The sequence below is a fragment of the Bradyrhizobium sp. SZCCHNS3002 genome (assembly GCF_032377435.1).
In the GTDB taxonomy this organism is placed as follows: domain Bacteria; phylum Pseudomonadota; class Alphaproteobacteria; order Rhizobiales; family Xanthobacteraceae; genus Bradyrhizobium.
Window position 1 is genome coordinate 83,572 of the sequence record NZ_JAUHHY010000016.1, and the last position, 15,671, is coordinate 99,242.

The window sequence follows — 15,671 nt, forward strand, 5'->3', positions numbered from 1 at the left end:
AGCCCGCATTGTGACTGAGGATCTGGAGAGACGGACATGAACGAGCAGGACCTGCGCCACGAGATCGCCGCGGTCAAGGACGGGCGGCTGTCGCGCCGCGACTTCGTGCAGCGGATGCTGGCGGCCGGACTGACGGCGCCGCTGGCCGGCATGATGCTGGCGCATTCGGGAGTGGCAATGGCGGCGCAGGAATTCCCCTACAAGCCGACCAAGGCGGGCGGCGGCGGCGCGCTGAAGCTCCTGTTCTGGCAGGCGCCAACCCTGCTCAATCCGCATTTCGCCATCGGCGCCAAGGACCAGGAATCCGCGCGCGCCTTCTACGAGCCGCTGGCCGGCTGGGACGCCGACGGCAATCTCGTCCCGGTGCTGGCGAGCGAGATTCCCAGCGTGGCCAACGGCACCGTCGCGGCCGACGGCACCTGGGTCATCTGGAAGCTCAAGCAGGGCGTGAAGTGGCACGACGGCCAGCCGTTCACTGCCGACGATGTGATCTTCAACTGGCAATATGCCACCAACACAGAGACGTCCGCGGTCACCATCGGCGACTACAAGGACATCAAGACGATCGAGAAGATCGACGACCACACTGTTCGCCTCGTGTTCAGCCAGCCGACGCCGCAATGGTTCACGCCGTTCGTCGGCGGCCGCGGTGCCATCATTCCGAAGCATCTGTTCGGCGACTACGTCGGCGCCAAGTCGCGCGAGGCGCCGAACAATCTCAAGCCGGTCGGCACCGGCGCCTATCTGTTCGTCGACTTCAAGCCGGGCGACATCCTGACCGGCAGGCTCAATCCCGACTACCACGTTCCGAACCGGCCGCATTTCGACACGCTCGAGATCAAGGGCGGCGGCGACGCGGTATCGGCGGCACGCGCGGTGCTGCAGACCGGCGAATATGACTACGCCTGGAATCTGCAGGTCGAGGACGAGATCCTCGTCAAGCTGGAGACCGGCGGGACCGGGGTCGCCGAGATCGTGCCGACCGGCAATCTCGAATTCATCCTGCTCAATGCCACCGATCCCAATGTCGAGGTCGACGGCGAGCGGTCGAGCCTCAAGACCAAGCACCCGCTGTTCTCGGACCCGGCGGTGCGCGAGGCCATCAACCTCCTGATCGATCGCGCATCGATCCAGAAATTCGTCTATGGCCGCGGCGGCATCGCCACGGCGAACTGCGTCAACAATCCCGCGCGCTATCGCTCGCCCAACACGCGCTTCGAGTTCAACATCGACAAGGCGAACGAGATCCTGGAGAACGCCGGCTGGAAGAAGGGGACGAGCGGGATTCGGGAGAAGGACGGCAAGCAGCTGAAGCTCGTCTTCCAGACCTCCACCAACGGGCCGCGGCAAAAGAACCAGGCGATCGTCAAACAGGCCTGCCAGAAGGCCGGCATCGAGCTCGAGCTGAAGTCGGTGGTGGGTTCGGTGTTCTTCTCCAGCGACGTCGCCAATCCCGACACCTACACGCACTTCTATTGCGACATGGAAATGCTGATGATCACGATGTCGTCGCCCGAGCCGCAGGCCTTCATGACTCAGTACGTGTCGTGGGAAGTGGCGAGCAAGGCCAACAAATGGCAGGGTCGCAACATCTCGCGCTGGCAGAGCAAGGAGTATGACGATCTCTACAACGAGCTCACGCGCGAGCTCGATCCGGTGAAGCGTGCGGCGCTCTACATCAAGCTCAACGACGCGGTCTGCGCCGGTCGTCACGTGCTGCCGGAGCTCAATCGTCCGCGCGTCAGCGGCATCCGCAAGGGTCTGCAAACCCATTCCTCGGGGTGGGACAACGACCTCTGGCAGCTGCCCAACTGGTATCGCGAGAGCTGAGCACTCCTTACGGCGTCCCGGTGCGGGGCGACCGTCGTTGACGACGTAGTTCCATTTTCCGGGATGCTCTGGCAGTCATTCTTCCCGCATCTGCGAAGTGCGACAATCGATCCATTCTTTATTGCGGAATTGGCCCGGATTCTGCTTTGACAGTCGCTTCGAAGGCTGATCCAATTTTGTGCAGTTCCCGATCGATGCATGACGGGGACGCGTTTTTGGCATTCAGCACCACTTTGGAGTCGATGAATGAACGAGCGTGACCTCCGTAGCCAGATCGCTGATGTCAAAGCAGGACGCCTGTCACGGCGCGAATTTGTGCAGCGGATGATTGCCGTGGGGCTGACCGCGCCGATGGCCGGCGCGATGCTCGCCCATTCCGGCGTTGCGATGGCCGCCGAGCCGATCGCATACAAGCCGACCAAGGCCGGCGGCGGCGGCCCGCTCAAGCTGCTGTTCTGGCAGGCGCCGACTTTGCTCAACCCGCACTTCGCCAACGGCACCAAGGATCAGGAGGCCTGCCGGCTGTTCTACGAGCCGCTCGCCGGCTGGGACGCCGACGGCAATCTCGTGCCGATTCTCGCGGCCAAGATTCCGAGCAAGGAGAACGGCCTGCTCGGCGCCGACGGCCTGTCGGTCACCTGGAAGCTGAAGCAGGGCGTGAAATGGCACGACGGCAAGCCGTTCACCGCAGACGACGTGATCTTCAACTGGGAATATTCCGTCAATCCCGACACCGCTGCGGTTTCGATCGGCAGCTACCGGGGTATCAAATCGGCAGAGAAGATCGACGACCACACTGTCAAGCTGACGTTCAAGCAGCCGACGCCGTTCTGGGCGGATGCCTTCGTTGCAGCCTACGGTCCGGTGATTCCGAAGCATCTGTTCGCCGACTATATCGGCGGCAAGTCGCGTGAGGCGCCGGCAAATCTGAAGCCGGTGGGCACCGGCCCGTACGTCTACGTCGATTTCAAGCCCGGCGATTCCATCTCCGCCAAGCGCAACCCCGATTATCATCAGGAAAACCGGCCCTATTTCGACACGGTCGAGGTCAAGGGCGGCGGCGACGCGGTGTCGGCGGCACGCGCGGTGCTGCAGACCGGTGAATACGACTACGCCTACAATCTCCAGGTCGAGGACGAGATCCTGACCAAGCTGGAGGCCGGCGGCCAGGGCAAGGCGCAGCTCACGGTGACCGGTCACATTGAATATATCGCGCTCAACGTCACCGATCCCTGGACCGAGGTCGACGGCGAGCGCGCGAGCATCAAGACCAAGCATCCGGTGTTCTCCGATCCGGCCGTCCGTAAGGCGATCAACCTGTTGATCGATCGCGCCTCGGTGCAGAAGTTCATCTACGGGCGCGCTGGCGTCGCGACGCCCAACTTCCTCAACAATCCCGAGCGCTTCCGCTCGCCGAACAACAAGTTCGAGTTCAACATCGACAAGGCCAATCAGATCCTGGAGGAGGCGGGCTGGAAGAAGAACTCGTCCGGCATTCGCGAAAAGGACGGCAAGCCGATCAAGCTGGTATTCCAGACGTCGATCAACGCGCCGCGCCAGAAGAACCAGGCGATCATCAAGCAGGCTTTTCAGAAGGCGGGCATCGAGGTCGAGCTGAAATCGGTCGTCGCGTCGGTGTTCTTCTCCTCCGACGCGGCCAACCCCGACACCTACACCCATTTCTACTGCGACATGGAGATGTACCAGACCACGATGCCGCAGGCGGATCCGCAGTTCTTCATGAACCAGTTCACCTCGTGGGAGGTCTCGAACAAGGAGAACAAGTGGCAGGGCCGCAATGTCTCGCGCTGGCAGAACAAGGAATATGACGAGACCTACAAGCAGGCCTCGAGCGAGCTCGACCCGGTCAAGCGCGCGGCGCTGTTCATTAAGCTCAACGATCTCGTCGTTCAGGACAATTACATCCTGCCCGAGATCAATCGCCGCAACTGCATCGGGTTGAAGAACGGCATGGTCGCCAACAAGAGCGGTTGGGACAACGATCTCTGGCAGATCGCCAACTGGTATCGCGAGACCTGATTGCGCCACCAGCATGATTAGACATCTGAGAGGCTGAGCGATGGGAAACTACCTCCTCAGGCGCCTCATCGTCGCGGTGCCGAGCCTGCTCGGCATCAGCGTCATCCTGTTCGTGCTGCTGGCGCTCGCACCGGGCGATCCGTTCGGCGAGCTCGCGAGCAACCCGAACATTCCCCCGGAGGTCCGCGAGGCCCTACGCGTCAAGTTCGGCATGGATGACCCGATCATGGTGCGCTACTTCCACTGGCTGATTGCGATGTTGCATGGCGACTGGGGCTTCTCCTTCGCCAGCCGCGTCAACGTCGACACACTGATCCTGCAGCGCATTCCGGCAACGCTCTACGTGGTCGGAACCGCGCAGCTCCTCGCGCTGATCGTGGCGATTCCGGTCGGCGTGCTTGCAGCACGCCGGCCCTATTCGATCTTCGACCAGATCGCCAACACCTTCGCCTTCATCGGCTTCTCGCTGCCGACCTTCTTTACCGGGCTGCTGCTGATCCTGATCTTCAGCGTCAATCTCGGCTGGCTGCCATTCGTCTATCGTGCCGACATCCAGGCCACGGGCTGGATGTGGTGGTGGGAAAACTTCAAGCAGGCGGTGATGCCGGTCACCGTGCTCGGCCTCTACCAGGCCGCGTCGTATACGCGCTACGTGCGTTCGGCCGTGCTCGACGTCATCAAGCTCGATTACGTCACGACGGCGCGCTCCAAGGGGCTCGACGAGAGCAAGGTCATCGTCAAGCACGTGGTGCGCAACGCGCTGATTCCGGTGGTGACGCTGGTGGCGCTGCAGATGCCGACTGTGTTCGGCGGCGCCATCGTCACCGAGCAGATATTCCGCATTCCCGGCATCGGCTCGCTCCTGATCAGCGCGATCCTCGCGAACGATACGCCCGTCATCATGGCGGTGACCTTCGTGTTCGCCTGCCTCGTCGTCCTATTCAACCTTATCGCCGATATCCTGTATGGCTGGCTTGACCCACGCATCTCCTTCCGTTGAGACGCCGCTCGCGCCGGCTTCGACGAAGCGCCGATTCTCGCCCGGACGAGATGCGGTCAGGCGCTTCCTGCGTCACCGCCTCGCGGCCGCGAGTATTGTCGTGCTGGCGCTGCTGGCGCTTGCGATCGTCGTTGGCCCGTGGATCTGGCGCGTGCCGATCAACGAGATCGATTTCACCGCGCGGCTCGCGGCGCCGTCCTGGGACCATCCGTTTGGCACCGATGATCTCGGGCAGGATCTCCTGGCGCGCATGATCTATGGCGGCCGCATCTCGCTCGCCGTCGGCTTTGCGGCAATGGCGGTCGGCCTGTTCGTCGGCGTGGTCATCGGCGCCATTGCCGGCAACTCCAAGGGGCCGGTCGATGCCGCGCTGATGTGGCTGACTGACCTGTTCCTGTCGCTGCCGCAGCTGCCGCTGCTGCTGCTCGTGATCTATCTGTTCCGCGACTTGCTGAAGGGCCTTGTCGGGCCGGAGGGCGGCACCTTCGTCCTGATCGTGCTCGTGATCGGCGGCTTCCGCTGGATGCCGGTGGCGCGGCTGGTGCGCGCGCAGTTCCTGTCGCTGCGCGAGAAGGAGTTCGTCGAGGCGGCGCGCGCGCTCGGCGCCTCCAACGCCCGTCTCGTCGTCCGCCACATCCTGCCGAACGCGCTGGGACCCGTGATCGTCGCCGGCACCATCGACGTCGCGGCGGCGATCATCGCGGAATCGACGTTGTCGTTCCTCGGTCTCGGCTTCCCGCCGGACATTCCGACCTGGGGCCGGCTGCTGTTCGACGCCAAGGACTATCTCGACATCGCGCCGCATTGGGCGCTGTTCGCCGGCGGCGCGATCTTCCTCACGGTCATCGCGATCAACTTCATCGGCGATGGCCTGCGCGATGCGCTCGATCCGCGGAAGGTGATGTGATGGACGCGCGCGTGGCTCCGCTGCTCGAGATCAAGGGGCTGAAGACCTATTTCAACACCGACGAGGGCGAGGTCCAGGCCGTCGACGGCGTCGACATCTCGATCGGCAGCGGCGAGACCCTGTGCGTGGTCGGCGAGTCCGGCTCCGGCAAGACCGTCACCGCGATGTCGGTGCTGAAGCTGATCGCGATGCCGCCCGGCCGCATCGCCGGGGGCCAGATCCTGTGGCAGGGTCGTGACCTGGTGTCGCTCGGCTCGTCCGAGATGAACAAGATCCGCGCCAGCGAGATCGCGATCGTGTTCCAGGAGCCGATGACCTCGCTCAACCCGGTCTACACCGTCGGCGATCAGATCGCGGAGGTGATCCGGCTGCATCAGGGCCTGTCCAAGAAGGCGGCGATGGATCGGGCGGCGGAGATGCTGGCGCTGGTGCAGATCCCCAATCCGAAAGCCCGCGTGCACGATTATCCGCATCACTTCTCCGGCGGCATGCGCCAGCGGGTGATGATCGCGATGGCGCTGTCGTGCAACCCGAAGCTCCTGATCGCCGACGAGCCGACCACCGCGCTCGACGTCACGATCCAGGCGCAGATCCTCGATCTGCTGCTCGACATGAAGGAGCGGCTCGGCATGTCGATCATGCTGATCACCCACGCGATGGGCGTCGTCGCCGAGGTCGCCCAGCGCGTCGTGGTGATGTATGCGGGCCGGGTGGCCGAGGAGGCGCCGGTCGATCGTCTGTTCGCCAATCCGCGCCATCCCTACACGCAGGGCCTGATCCGCTCGATCCCGCGCATCGATCTCGACGCGGTCAGGAAGAGCCGGCTGGAGAGCATTCCCGGCAGCGTGCCGAAGCTGGTCAATCCGCCGGAGGGCTGCCGCTTCGCCTCGCGCTGCCGCTTCGCCATTCCCGATTGCAGGACCGCGCAGCCTCTGCTGCGCGAGATCGAGCCCGGCCACAAGGTGGCGTGCATCCGCGCCGAAGAGACGTTACTGTGATGACCGAAGCTGCGATTGCCACGCCCGCCGCACCCGCGCCTCTGCTCAGCGTACGCAACCTGACCAAGGCGTTCCCGATCCGGGGTGGGCTCTTGAAGCGCCAGATCGGCAGCGTGCGCGCGGTGGACGGCGTCAACTTCCACATCGAGCCGAGCGAGACCTTCGGCCTCGTCGGCGAGTCCGGCTGCGGCAAGTCGACCACCGGGCGCTGCGTCCTCAGGCTGATCGAGCCGAGCTCGGGCGAGCTGAATTTCGAAGGCAAGGACGTCATCGCGCTGTCCGGCGAAGGCCTGCGCGCGCTCCGCCGCGACATCCAGATCATCTTCCAGGACCCCTATGCCTCGCTCAACCCGCGCATGACCATCGGCGCCATCATCGGCGAGGCGCTGACGATCCACGGGCTGGCGACTTCACGCCAGCAATACGAGGCGCGCATCGTTCATCTCTTGGAGACCGTCGGCCTGCAGGCCGATCACATGACGCGCTATCCGCACGAGTTCTCCGGCGGCCAGCGCCAGCGCATCGGCATTGCGCGTGCGATCGCGGTCGAGCCCAAGCTGATCATCTGCGACGAGCCGGTGTCGGCGCTCGACGTGTCGATCCAGGCCCAGGTCATCAACCTGCTCGAGGACCTGCAGCAGAAGTTCGGCATCGCCTATCTGTTCGTCGCGCACGACCTCTCGGTCGTCGAGCACATCAGCCGCCGCGTCGCGGTGATGTATCTCGGCCGCATCGTCGAGACCGCGCCGTCACGCCAGCTGTATTCGGCGCCGAAACATCCCTACACGGAAGCGCTGTTGTCGGCAGTGCCGATCCCGGACCCGAGCATCAAGCGCAAGCGCGTGCGGCTCAAGGGCGAGGTGCCGAGCCCGATCAATCCACCATCGGGCTGTCACTTTCACACCCGCTGCCCGATCGCCAAGGACGTCTGCAGCAAGGAAGTGCCGCCATTGAAGGCGAGCGCCGAGGGGCATCTCGTCGCCTGCCATTTCCGTTGAGGCGGAGGTCGGCGCGCTACGCCGCCTGACGGTCCGAGACCAGCGCCGTCAGCCGCGCCGATTGCTCCGGGTTCAGTGCGAACTGCACCAGCGCGGTGCGGTCGCCGACGCGGGTCACGGTCCCCGGCAGATCGGACACCATGCCGGTGATGGCAAGCGTCACCGACGTGTTCATCGTCAGACGAACCGGAACGGCTTCGAGCAGGGCGCCGCCGAGCGAGAGGTTGCGCACGGTGACGGGGATCGCTTCGCCGTTCACCTGCAGCGTGCCCGGGCGATTGATGTTGAGCCGCGTCGACAGCCGGCGATCGACGTCGGCCGTCGAGGTCCGGATCACCCGCACCAGCTCGGTGCGCAGTCGCTGTACCTTGTCGGCGACAACGGTCGAGCCGTCGCGGATGTCGGTCGAGCGCCGGCCGGCCTCGCTGGCCTCGCGCGAGACCTCGGCGATCTGGCTCGCGACCTCGCGCGCGGCGGCGGACGTCTCTTCGACCGTGCGCGAAATCTCGATGGTCACACCGTTCTGCGCCTGGATCGCATCGGCAATGCCGGAGGATACGGCTTCGACGTTGCGGATGACTTCGCCGATCGCCCCGATCGAGGTCACCGAGGCGCGCGTCGAGTCCTGAATCTCGGCAATCTGCTGCGCGATCTCGCTGGTCGCCTTGGCGGTCTGCTCGGCGAGCGATTTGACCTCGGAGGCGACGACCGCAAAGCCACGGCCGGCATCGCCGGCCCGGGCGGCCTCGATGGTGGCGTTCAGCGCCAGCAGATTGGTCTGGCCGGCGATCTCGCTGATCAGACTGGTCACGGCGCCGACCTTGTCGGCGGCCTCCGACAGCTTCGCGATGGTGGCCTGGGCATCGGACGAGGCGGCGACGGCCTTGCGCGTGAGCTCGCGCGACGAGCTGACCTGGCTGGAGATCTGCGAGATCGAGGCGGCGAGCTGGGCGGACGCCTTGGCGACCGTCTGGGTGGTGGCGAGAGCCTGCTCGGCCGCCGCCGCAACGCTGCTCGAGTTGCGCTCCAGCGTCAGCGCACTGTCGGTCATCGACTTGGCATTGTCGGCCATGTGGCCGGTGCCCTGCGCGACCTCGCCGACCGCGTTGCTGGCGGCCTGCTCGACGGCTTCGGCCATCTCCTGCAGCGCCCTGGTCTTGATGCGTTCGGCGACCTGGCGCTGCTCGTCTTCGAGCATCGCGGTCTGCCGCGCCTTCTCTTCGGTCTTCTGCCTGAACTGCTCGATCGAGCGCGCCATGTCGCCGAGTTCGTCGCTGCGGTTCTGACCCGGCAGCTTGATGTCGAAGTTTCCGTTGCCGAGCTCGGTCAGCGCGCCGCTCATCGCGGCCAGCGCCGATGACATCCGCCGCGCGATGATCAGCGTGATCGATCCGATGATCAGCATCACCAGCATGGCGGCAATGAACACGCTGCGCTTGCTCTCCCACATCTGGGCTTCGAGATCGTCGACATAGACACCGGTGCCGATGATCCAGCCCCAGGGCTCGAAGCCGGCGACATAGGACATCTTCGGCTGCGGCGCATCCTTGCCGGGCTTCGGCCACATGTAGTCGACGACGCCGGCGCCCTGACGCTTGACGACATCGACCATTTCGACGAACAGCCGCTTGCCGGTCGGGTCCTTGTTGTCAGCGAGGTTCTGGCCATTCAGCTCCGGCTTGATCGGATGCATGACCATCTTCGGACCCATGTCGTTGATCCAGAAATAGTCGCCGCTGCCGTAGCGCAGCTTGCCGATTCGCTCGGCCGCCTTCTTCTGCGCGACCTCGGGCGCCACCTTGTCGCGCGCGATCGCGTCATATTCCTCGCGGGCGATGCTGACTGCCGTCTGTGCCAGATGGCTCAGCTCGCTCTGCCGCTGATCCTTGAGAGCGGTCTCGAGGTTCTGGCTCTGCGTTGCGGCGAGCCCGACCAGTCCACAGAATGACAGGCCGATGATCGCGTAGATGCGGAGGGCGAGAGAGAAACGCGGCTTGGCCATGGGGCGGTCCGGACAAATGAGGGAGCTAGATGCAAGCCATTTTAAGGATTCGCAGTTGATGCCCGGTTAAGTGTGACTGGTAGCTAATTGCCGTATTCGCGAGGCGTTTCCGTAATTATACGTGCGACATTTTGTGAGTGAGTCGAGTAGTCGTGTAGTTCCGGATCAGGACATGTCGGGCCTGATCAGCTCGGTCGCGGTTTCATCCTTCAGTCGTGCGACCAGATCGGCGCGGCGGCTGAGCACCGCGCGCTGGTTGATATAGCCCTTGTCGGTGATCTCGCCGGCATCGAGCAAGGGCGGCTCCGCCATCAACAGCGCACGGCTCGCATAGCGCGACGAGCCGACCGCGTCAGTGCGAAGCCTGGCCAATCCTCGCGCGATGGCGGTGCGCACCGATGGATGCGCCAGAACGTCGCTGGCTGGCGTCGTCTCGGTCAGCCCCGTGACGCCGCGGCAGGCCGCGATGTTGGGCACGATGAGAAAGTGCACCTCGTCGGTGCCGTGGCCGGCGATCACGATATCCTGCGCCAACGGTGCCAGCGCCGCGATGCCGGCGACGCGTAGCGCGCCGACGTTCACCCATGTCCCGGAGCTGAGCTTGAAATCCTCGGTGATGCGGCCGTCGAAGAACAGGCCGCGCTCCGGATGCTCGGGATCTGCGAGCTTCACCGCGTCGCCGATCCTGTAGAAGCCCTCCTCGTCGAAAGCCGCGGTCGTGATCTCGGGCGCCTTCCAATAGCCGGGCATCACGTTCGGCCCGCGCACGCGGACCTCCAGCTTCTCGCCGGTCGGCACCAGCTTGAGCTCTGTGCCGGGGATGGGCACGCCGATGTTGCCGGCGCGCTCGGCGAAGAAGTGGCAGTCGGTCGCGAGCGGCGATGTCTCGGTGGCGCCCCACGCCGACACCAGCGGCGCAGGACGGCCGATCGTGGCGCGGCTCATCTCGTTGAGCGCATCCCACAGATTTTGCGGCAAGGCCGCGGCCGCATAGAGGATGCACCTGACGCCGGAGAAAAATCTGCGGCGCAGATCGTCATCGGCCCTGAGTGCGGCGACCAGCATGTCGAAGCCGCGCGGGACGTTGAAATAGATCGTCGGCACCAGGCTGCGCAGATTGGCGAGCGACGTCTCGAACAGGCCGGGCGCCGGCTTGCCGCCGTCGATGTAGATCGACCCGCCGTGGCTCAGCACCAGGTTGAAATTGTGGTTGGCGCCGAAGGTGTGGCTCCATGGCAGCCAGTCGACGATGACGGGGCCGCCCTCGACCTCGCGCAGGAACGTCCAGAGCTGCGCCTTGGCCTGCTGGCTCATGGTCAGCATCCGGTGCGTGTTGATCACCGCTTTCGGCTGCCCGGTCGAGCCCGAGGTGAACAGCAGCTTGGCCACCGTGTCCGGCGTGACGGCGGCAAAGGCGCGGTCGACCTCGGCGCCTGGCTTCGTCGCGAGCAGGGTCTGCAGCGGCACCGCGCTCGTTCCATCGCCATCGCCGGCGATGATCGTTGCCCGGTGCAGGCCGTCGATGGCGGCGAGCGCGCGCGCGAACGGCTCGCGCTGCGCGACGAAGATGGCGCCTGGATCGAGCAGACGGATCATCGCACGCAGCTTCTCGTGATCCGTCGACATCAGCGAATAGGCCGGCGAGATCGCGCAGACGGGGACACCGACATGTTGCGCGGCGAGCGCCAGCACGGCGTGCGCAATGCTGTTGTCGGAGAGGATCGCGAGCGGATGCTCGGGACCCAGGCCCTGGGCGAGCATCCAGGCCGCGGCGGCGCGGACCTGCATCAATGTTTCGCCGTAGGTGAGCCAGGTCCAGTTGTCGCCACGGCGTTCGGCCAGGAACGTGCGATCCGGGAAATGGCGGCCCCAATGCTCCAGCCATTCGCCGGTGCAGCGCGCGGCCGGCTGCAGCGGCGTGCGCGAGCGCAGGATGATCGTGCCGTCGTCGCGCCTGACAGCCTCGATCGACGGCTCGGCGAACATCGCAGGCTCGGAGGCGCGGCGTTCTGCATCAGCCATGGCGTGTCTCCGGGCTGCGGGACGTGATCGCGGAAGCCGCAATGCGGGAGGAGGCGGGGAGGGAGGATGCCGCGCGGCAGGCGCCGCGATCGGGTGCCATCTGCCGCCGCATTGCGGTCGCAATGCAGGCAGCCGTCGTCGTCTTTGACGGCATGCGTTTCCCTCCCATGGTGTAGTCGTTGAGCGCGAGACTAACAGAATGGTTGTACTTTGCAATTATTGTGGATGTGACCAATCGGGGCGGCTTGCCCTGGCGACGGCATCGGTCTAGGCAGGGATGCTTCATGTCAGCGAGCCAGCATGCCCAAGAGCGCGAGCGCCGGAGCGCAGCGAGACGCAACCAGCCGGGAGTCCGGGATCGGTCTCGGTGAGCTCGAGAACCATCTCGGCTATTTCGTCCGCCGTCTGCAGCACTGGATCTTCCGCGACGTCAACGCCGCGCTTGCGGCGGTCGAACTTGACGTCATCCTCTATTCGATCCTGGAGACGATCGCCGCCAATCCCGGCGCCGCGCAGATCGCGATCGCCGGCGCGCTGGGCATCGAGCGCGCGCGCATGGTCGCGCTGCTCGACGACCTGCAGCAGGCCGGTCTGATCGTGCGCGAACGCTCCGAGCACGACCGCAGGGCCCATGCGCTCGGCCTGACGCCGCGTGGCCGCCTGATCCTGAAGAAGGCCAATGCCCTGGTCGCGGCGCACGAGAAGCGGGTGGCATGCCGGCTCGGTGCCGACAATTATCGCCGCGCGCTCACGGCGCTGTCGCAGTTCGAGACGGACTAGGCTCGTCGCGAACGGGCCAGGTCGCGAGCCTTCTGCCCCGCAAGCACGCATTGGTCATCACTCACACGGCACCCTTTACGCGGTACCGTGGTAACTCTACCTCAAACGAGGCAAAAGGAAAGATGCATCCTGAGGCTGTTGCCATCATGGATGCATTGCGGCCCTCAGCTCGCCGCTTCCAGCCGCTCTTCGGTCAGCAGCCGCATCGCGGCATCGGCATCCATCGGCTCGCCGAAGGCGTAGCCCTGGGCGTATTCGCAGCCGAGCTGGTAGAGCTCGACGGCATCGGAGTCGGTCTCCGCGCCTTCGGCCACCACGTCCATGCCGAGGTCGTGCGCCAGCGCGATGATCGATTTGAGGATCACGGGACGGGTGCCGCGCGCCGTGGTGCGCACGAACGACTGATCGATCTTCAAGGTATCGAACGGGAAGCGCTGCAGATAGGCCAGCGACGAATGGCCGGTGCCGAAATCGTCGATCGACAGGCCGACGCCGAGCTCGCGGATGCGCGCCAGCATCTGCGCGGCGTGCTCGGGGTTTTCCATCACGAGCGATTCCGTCAGCTCGATCTTGAGCGAGCCGCGTGCCACCGACGAGCGCGCCAGCACCGAGCGGATGTCGTGGATCAGGTCGTGGCGGAGCAGCTGGCGCGAGGAGACGTTGACGCTGGCGAAGATCGGCTCGCGCAGCCGCGTTGCGCGCTGCCACACCGAGAGCTGCCGCGCGGTCTGGTCGAGCACGAAGGTGCCGAGATCGACGATCAGGCCGATCTCCTCGGCGATGGTGATGAACTCGATCGGCGACATCCGGCCGAGTTTGGGGTGATCCCAGCGCGCGAGCGCCTCGAAGCCGGCGACCGAGCGATCCTCCAGCCGCACGATCGGCTGGTACAGGATCGTGATCTCCTGGCGCTCGATCGAGCGGCGCAGCTCGCTCTCCAGGGTCAGGCGGTCGTTCTTGCGCGCGCGCATCGCCGGCTTGTAGACGTCGATGCGGTCGCCGCCGATGCGCTTGGAGTGATACATCGCAAGCTCGGCATCCTTGATGATGTCCTCCGAGAGCTGCGTCTGCGGGTCGGACAGCGCGAGCCCGATCGAGGCGGTCAGGAAGATCTCGCGCTCGTTGAAGGCGATCGGCGCGCGGATGGTCTTGCGGATGGTCTCGGCGAACGCGGTGATGCGGGCGGGGTCCTGCTCCGACAAGAGGATCAGGCCGAACTGATCGCCGGCCAGCCGCGCCAGCGTGTCCTGGGGCTTGAGGATGCGCGACAGCCGCCGCGCCAGGGTCAACAGGATGGAATCGCCGACCGCGATGCCGACGGAGTCGTTGACCTGCTTGAAGCGGTCGAGATCGATCACCATCAGGGTCGGCCGCATGGCCGGCATCGATTTGGCGAAATTGGCGACGGCGGCAAGACGATCGATGAACAGCTTGCGGTTGGGCAGGCCGGTCAGGTTGTCGTGCACGCTGTCGTGGAGCAGGCGCTCCTCGGCATTCTTGAACTCGGTCACGTCCGTCAAGGTGCCGACGACGCGCGAGACCTCGCCGTCCGAGCCGACCACGGGCCGCGCCTTCAGCGCGAACCACATGAAATGGCCGTCGGGGGTGCGCAATCGGAAGTCCTGCACCAGGCGGCCGCGGCGCTGGTCGAGGACACTGTCGAGCGCGGCGCGGAAGCGGTCCTGATCGAGGGGATGCAGCACCTCGAGCCATTTGGCGGCCGGGCCTTCGAGCGTGCCGCGCTTGAGGCCGAGCAGGCTCTCGGTCTCCGGGCTGGTGAACACCTTGTCGGCGGAGACGTCCCAGTCCCAGATCAGGTCGCCGGAGCCGGCCAGCGCCAGCGCGCGGCGTTCGACGTCGGAGACGATGCCGGTGGTGGCGCCGCCGCCGGCGAAGGCGTGCTGCATCACCGTGAAGCCGATCAGCATCACGATCAGCACCAGGCCGCCGAGCAGGGCCGGACCGACGATGTCGTTGGTGACCTGGCCCGCGACCGTCATGCCGGCGGCGGCGACCCACACCGTGAGCAGGAACCAGGTCGGGATCAGCAGCACCGCGCGGTCGAAGCCGTGGCTGGAGAGATAGACGATCAGCGCAAAGCCGAGCACGGCGATCAGGAGCAGCGACATGCGCGCGATGCCCGAGGCCACCGCCGGGTCGAACAGCGCCACCGCGACCAGGGACCCTAAGAAGAACAGCCAGCCCAGCGTGATGTGCGAGTAGCGAACGTGCCATCGCGACAGGTTGAGATAGGCGAACAGGAACACCAGCAGGGTCGCGGCGAGGATCGCCTCGCCGGCCGCGCGCCAGACGCGCTCGGCATTGTTCGACATGTCCAGGACCTTGCCCCAGAAGCCGAAATCGACGCCGATATAGACCAGCACCGCCCAGGCCAGCGCCGCGGCCGCCGGAAACATGATGCTGCCCTTGACCACGAACAGGATCGTGAGAACGAGGGCGAGAAGTCCGGAGATGCCGATCACGATGCCCTGGTACAGCGTGAACGAGTTGACCTTGTCCTTGTAGGCCTCGGGCTCCCACAGATAGAGCTGCGGCAGCTTGTCGGTGCGCAGCTCGGCCACGAAGGTGACGACCGAGCCGGGATCGAGGGTGACGCGGAAGACGTCGGCGGTCGGGCTCTCCTGCCGCTCCGGCAGGTCGCCGACCGAGGGCGTGATGGTGGCGATGCGCGACAGGCCGAGATCGGGCCACAACACGCCGGAGCCGACCACGCGGTAGTGCGGTGCCACGATCAGGCGGTCGAGCTGGTCGTCGGTGTTGTTGGCCAGCGCGAACACGATCCAGTTCTGGCCGCCCTCGCGGGCCCGCACCTCGATGCGGCGGACGATGCCGTCGGTGCCGGGCGCGGTCGAGACCTGGATGCGGTCGTTCTCGCTGCGCTGATGATCGAGGATGCCCGTGAGGTCGATCGCAGGCGCGTCGCTGCGAACGCTGACGGCGTCAACGGCCTGAGCGGGGGCAGCGGCACCACACATCACGAGGCCCAGCGCCGCCAACGACGCGAGGCACCTGATCAGACGCAATGTCAAATCTCCGCGTTCGACACCAATCCAAAGCGAAACAAGCCAAATCG

General features: G+C 65.4%; 10 protein-coding genes. 7 read left to right on the forward strand and 3 right to left on the reverse strand.

Translation table 11 applies throughout. From position 1 onward, the window contains the following. The first annotated feature begins 36 nt into the window (after positions 1-36). From QW845_RS28110 to QW845_RS28135, 6 genes are all read left to right on the forward strand, one after another. Positions 37-1,830: a peptide ABC transporter substrate-binding protein gene (locus QW845_RS28110; RefSeq protein WP_315804756.1), complete on the forward strand. Its 1,794-nt coding sequence runs from the start codon at positions 37-39 to the stop codon at positions 1,828-1,830. 246 nt (positions 1,831-2,076) lie between these two features. Further along, positions 2,077-3,870 carry a peptide ABC transporter substrate-binding protein gene (locus QW845_RS28115; protein ID WP_315804757.1) on the forward strand — a complete coding sequence of 598 codons (1,794 nt, stop codon included), beginning with the start codon at positions 2,077-2,079 and terminating at the stop codon, positions 3,868-3,870. Positions 3,871-3,910: 40 nt separating this feature from the next. Beyond that, positions 3,911-4,870, forward strand: coding sequence for an ABC transporter permease (locus QW845_RS28120; protein ID WP_315804758.1), 960 nt, complete (start codon positions 3,911-3,913; stop codon positions 4,868-4,870). Then, complete coding sequence (locus tag QW845_RS28125; RefSeq protein WP_315804759.1) at positions 4,836-5,777, forward strand: ABC transporter permease; 942 nt, start codon at positions 4,836-4,838, stop codon at positions 5,775-5,777. Before QW845_RS28120 ends, QW845_RS28125 begins: the two co-directional genes overlap by 35 nt. After that, on the forward strand, positions 5,777-6,775 hold the full coding sequence (locus tag QW845_RS28130; RefSeq protein WP_315804760.1) for an ABC transporter ATP-binding protein: 999 nt from the start codon (positions 5,777-5,779) through the stop codon (positions 6,773-6,775). The genes QW845_RS28125 and QW845_RS28130 overlap by 1 nt, the downstream gene beginning before the upstream one ends. Next, the gene (locus QW845_RS28135) at positions 6,775-7,773 is read left to right on the forward strand and encodes a dipeptide ABC transporter ATP-binding protein (RefSeq protein ID WP_315804761.1); all 999 of its coding nucleotides are present in this window, start codon (positions 6,775-6,777) and stop codon (positions 7,771-7,773) included. Before QW845_RS28130 ends, QW845_RS28135 begins: the two co-directional genes overlap by 1 nt. Before the next feature lie 16 nt (positions 7,774-7,789). Here the strand turns inward: QW845_RS28135 and QW845_RS28140 are convergent, their stop codons facing one another. Together QW845_RS28140 and QW845_RS28145 are read right to left on the reverse strand one after the other, a co-directional pair. Continuing rightward, the gene (locus QW845_RS28140; RefSeq protein WP_315804762.1) at positions 7,790-9,775 is read right to left on the reverse strand and encodes a cache domain-containing protein; all 1,986 of its coding nucleotides are present in this window, start codon (positions 9,773-9,775) and stop codon (positions 7,790-7,792) included. A 165-nt stretch (positions 9,776-9,940) separates the two neighbouring features. Next, a complete protein-coding gene (locus QW845_RS28145) occupies positions 9,941-11,797 on the reverse strand; it encodes a feruloyl-CoA synthase (protein ID WP_315804763.1) in 1,857 nt (618 codons plus the stop codon). Between the two features lie 300 nt (positions 11,798-12,097). Between QW845_RS28145 and QW845_RS28150 the strand changes: the two genes are divergently transcribed. Beyond that, a complete protein-coding gene (locus QW845_RS28150; protein ID WP_315804764.1) occupies positions 12,098-12,577 on the forward strand; it encodes a MarR family winged helix-turn-helix transcriptional regulator in 480 nt (159 codons plus the stop codon). A 164-nt stretch (positions 12,578-12,741) separates the two neighbouring features. Here QW845_RS28150 and QW845_RS28155 read toward each other — a convergent pair whose 3' ends face one another. Next, positions 12,742-15,621, reverse strand: coding sequence for an EAL domain-containing protein (locus QW845_RS28155; protein WP_315804765.1), 2,880 nt, complete (start codon positions 15,619-15,621; stop codon positions 12,742-12,744). Positions 15,622-15,671: the final 50 nt, after the last annotated feature.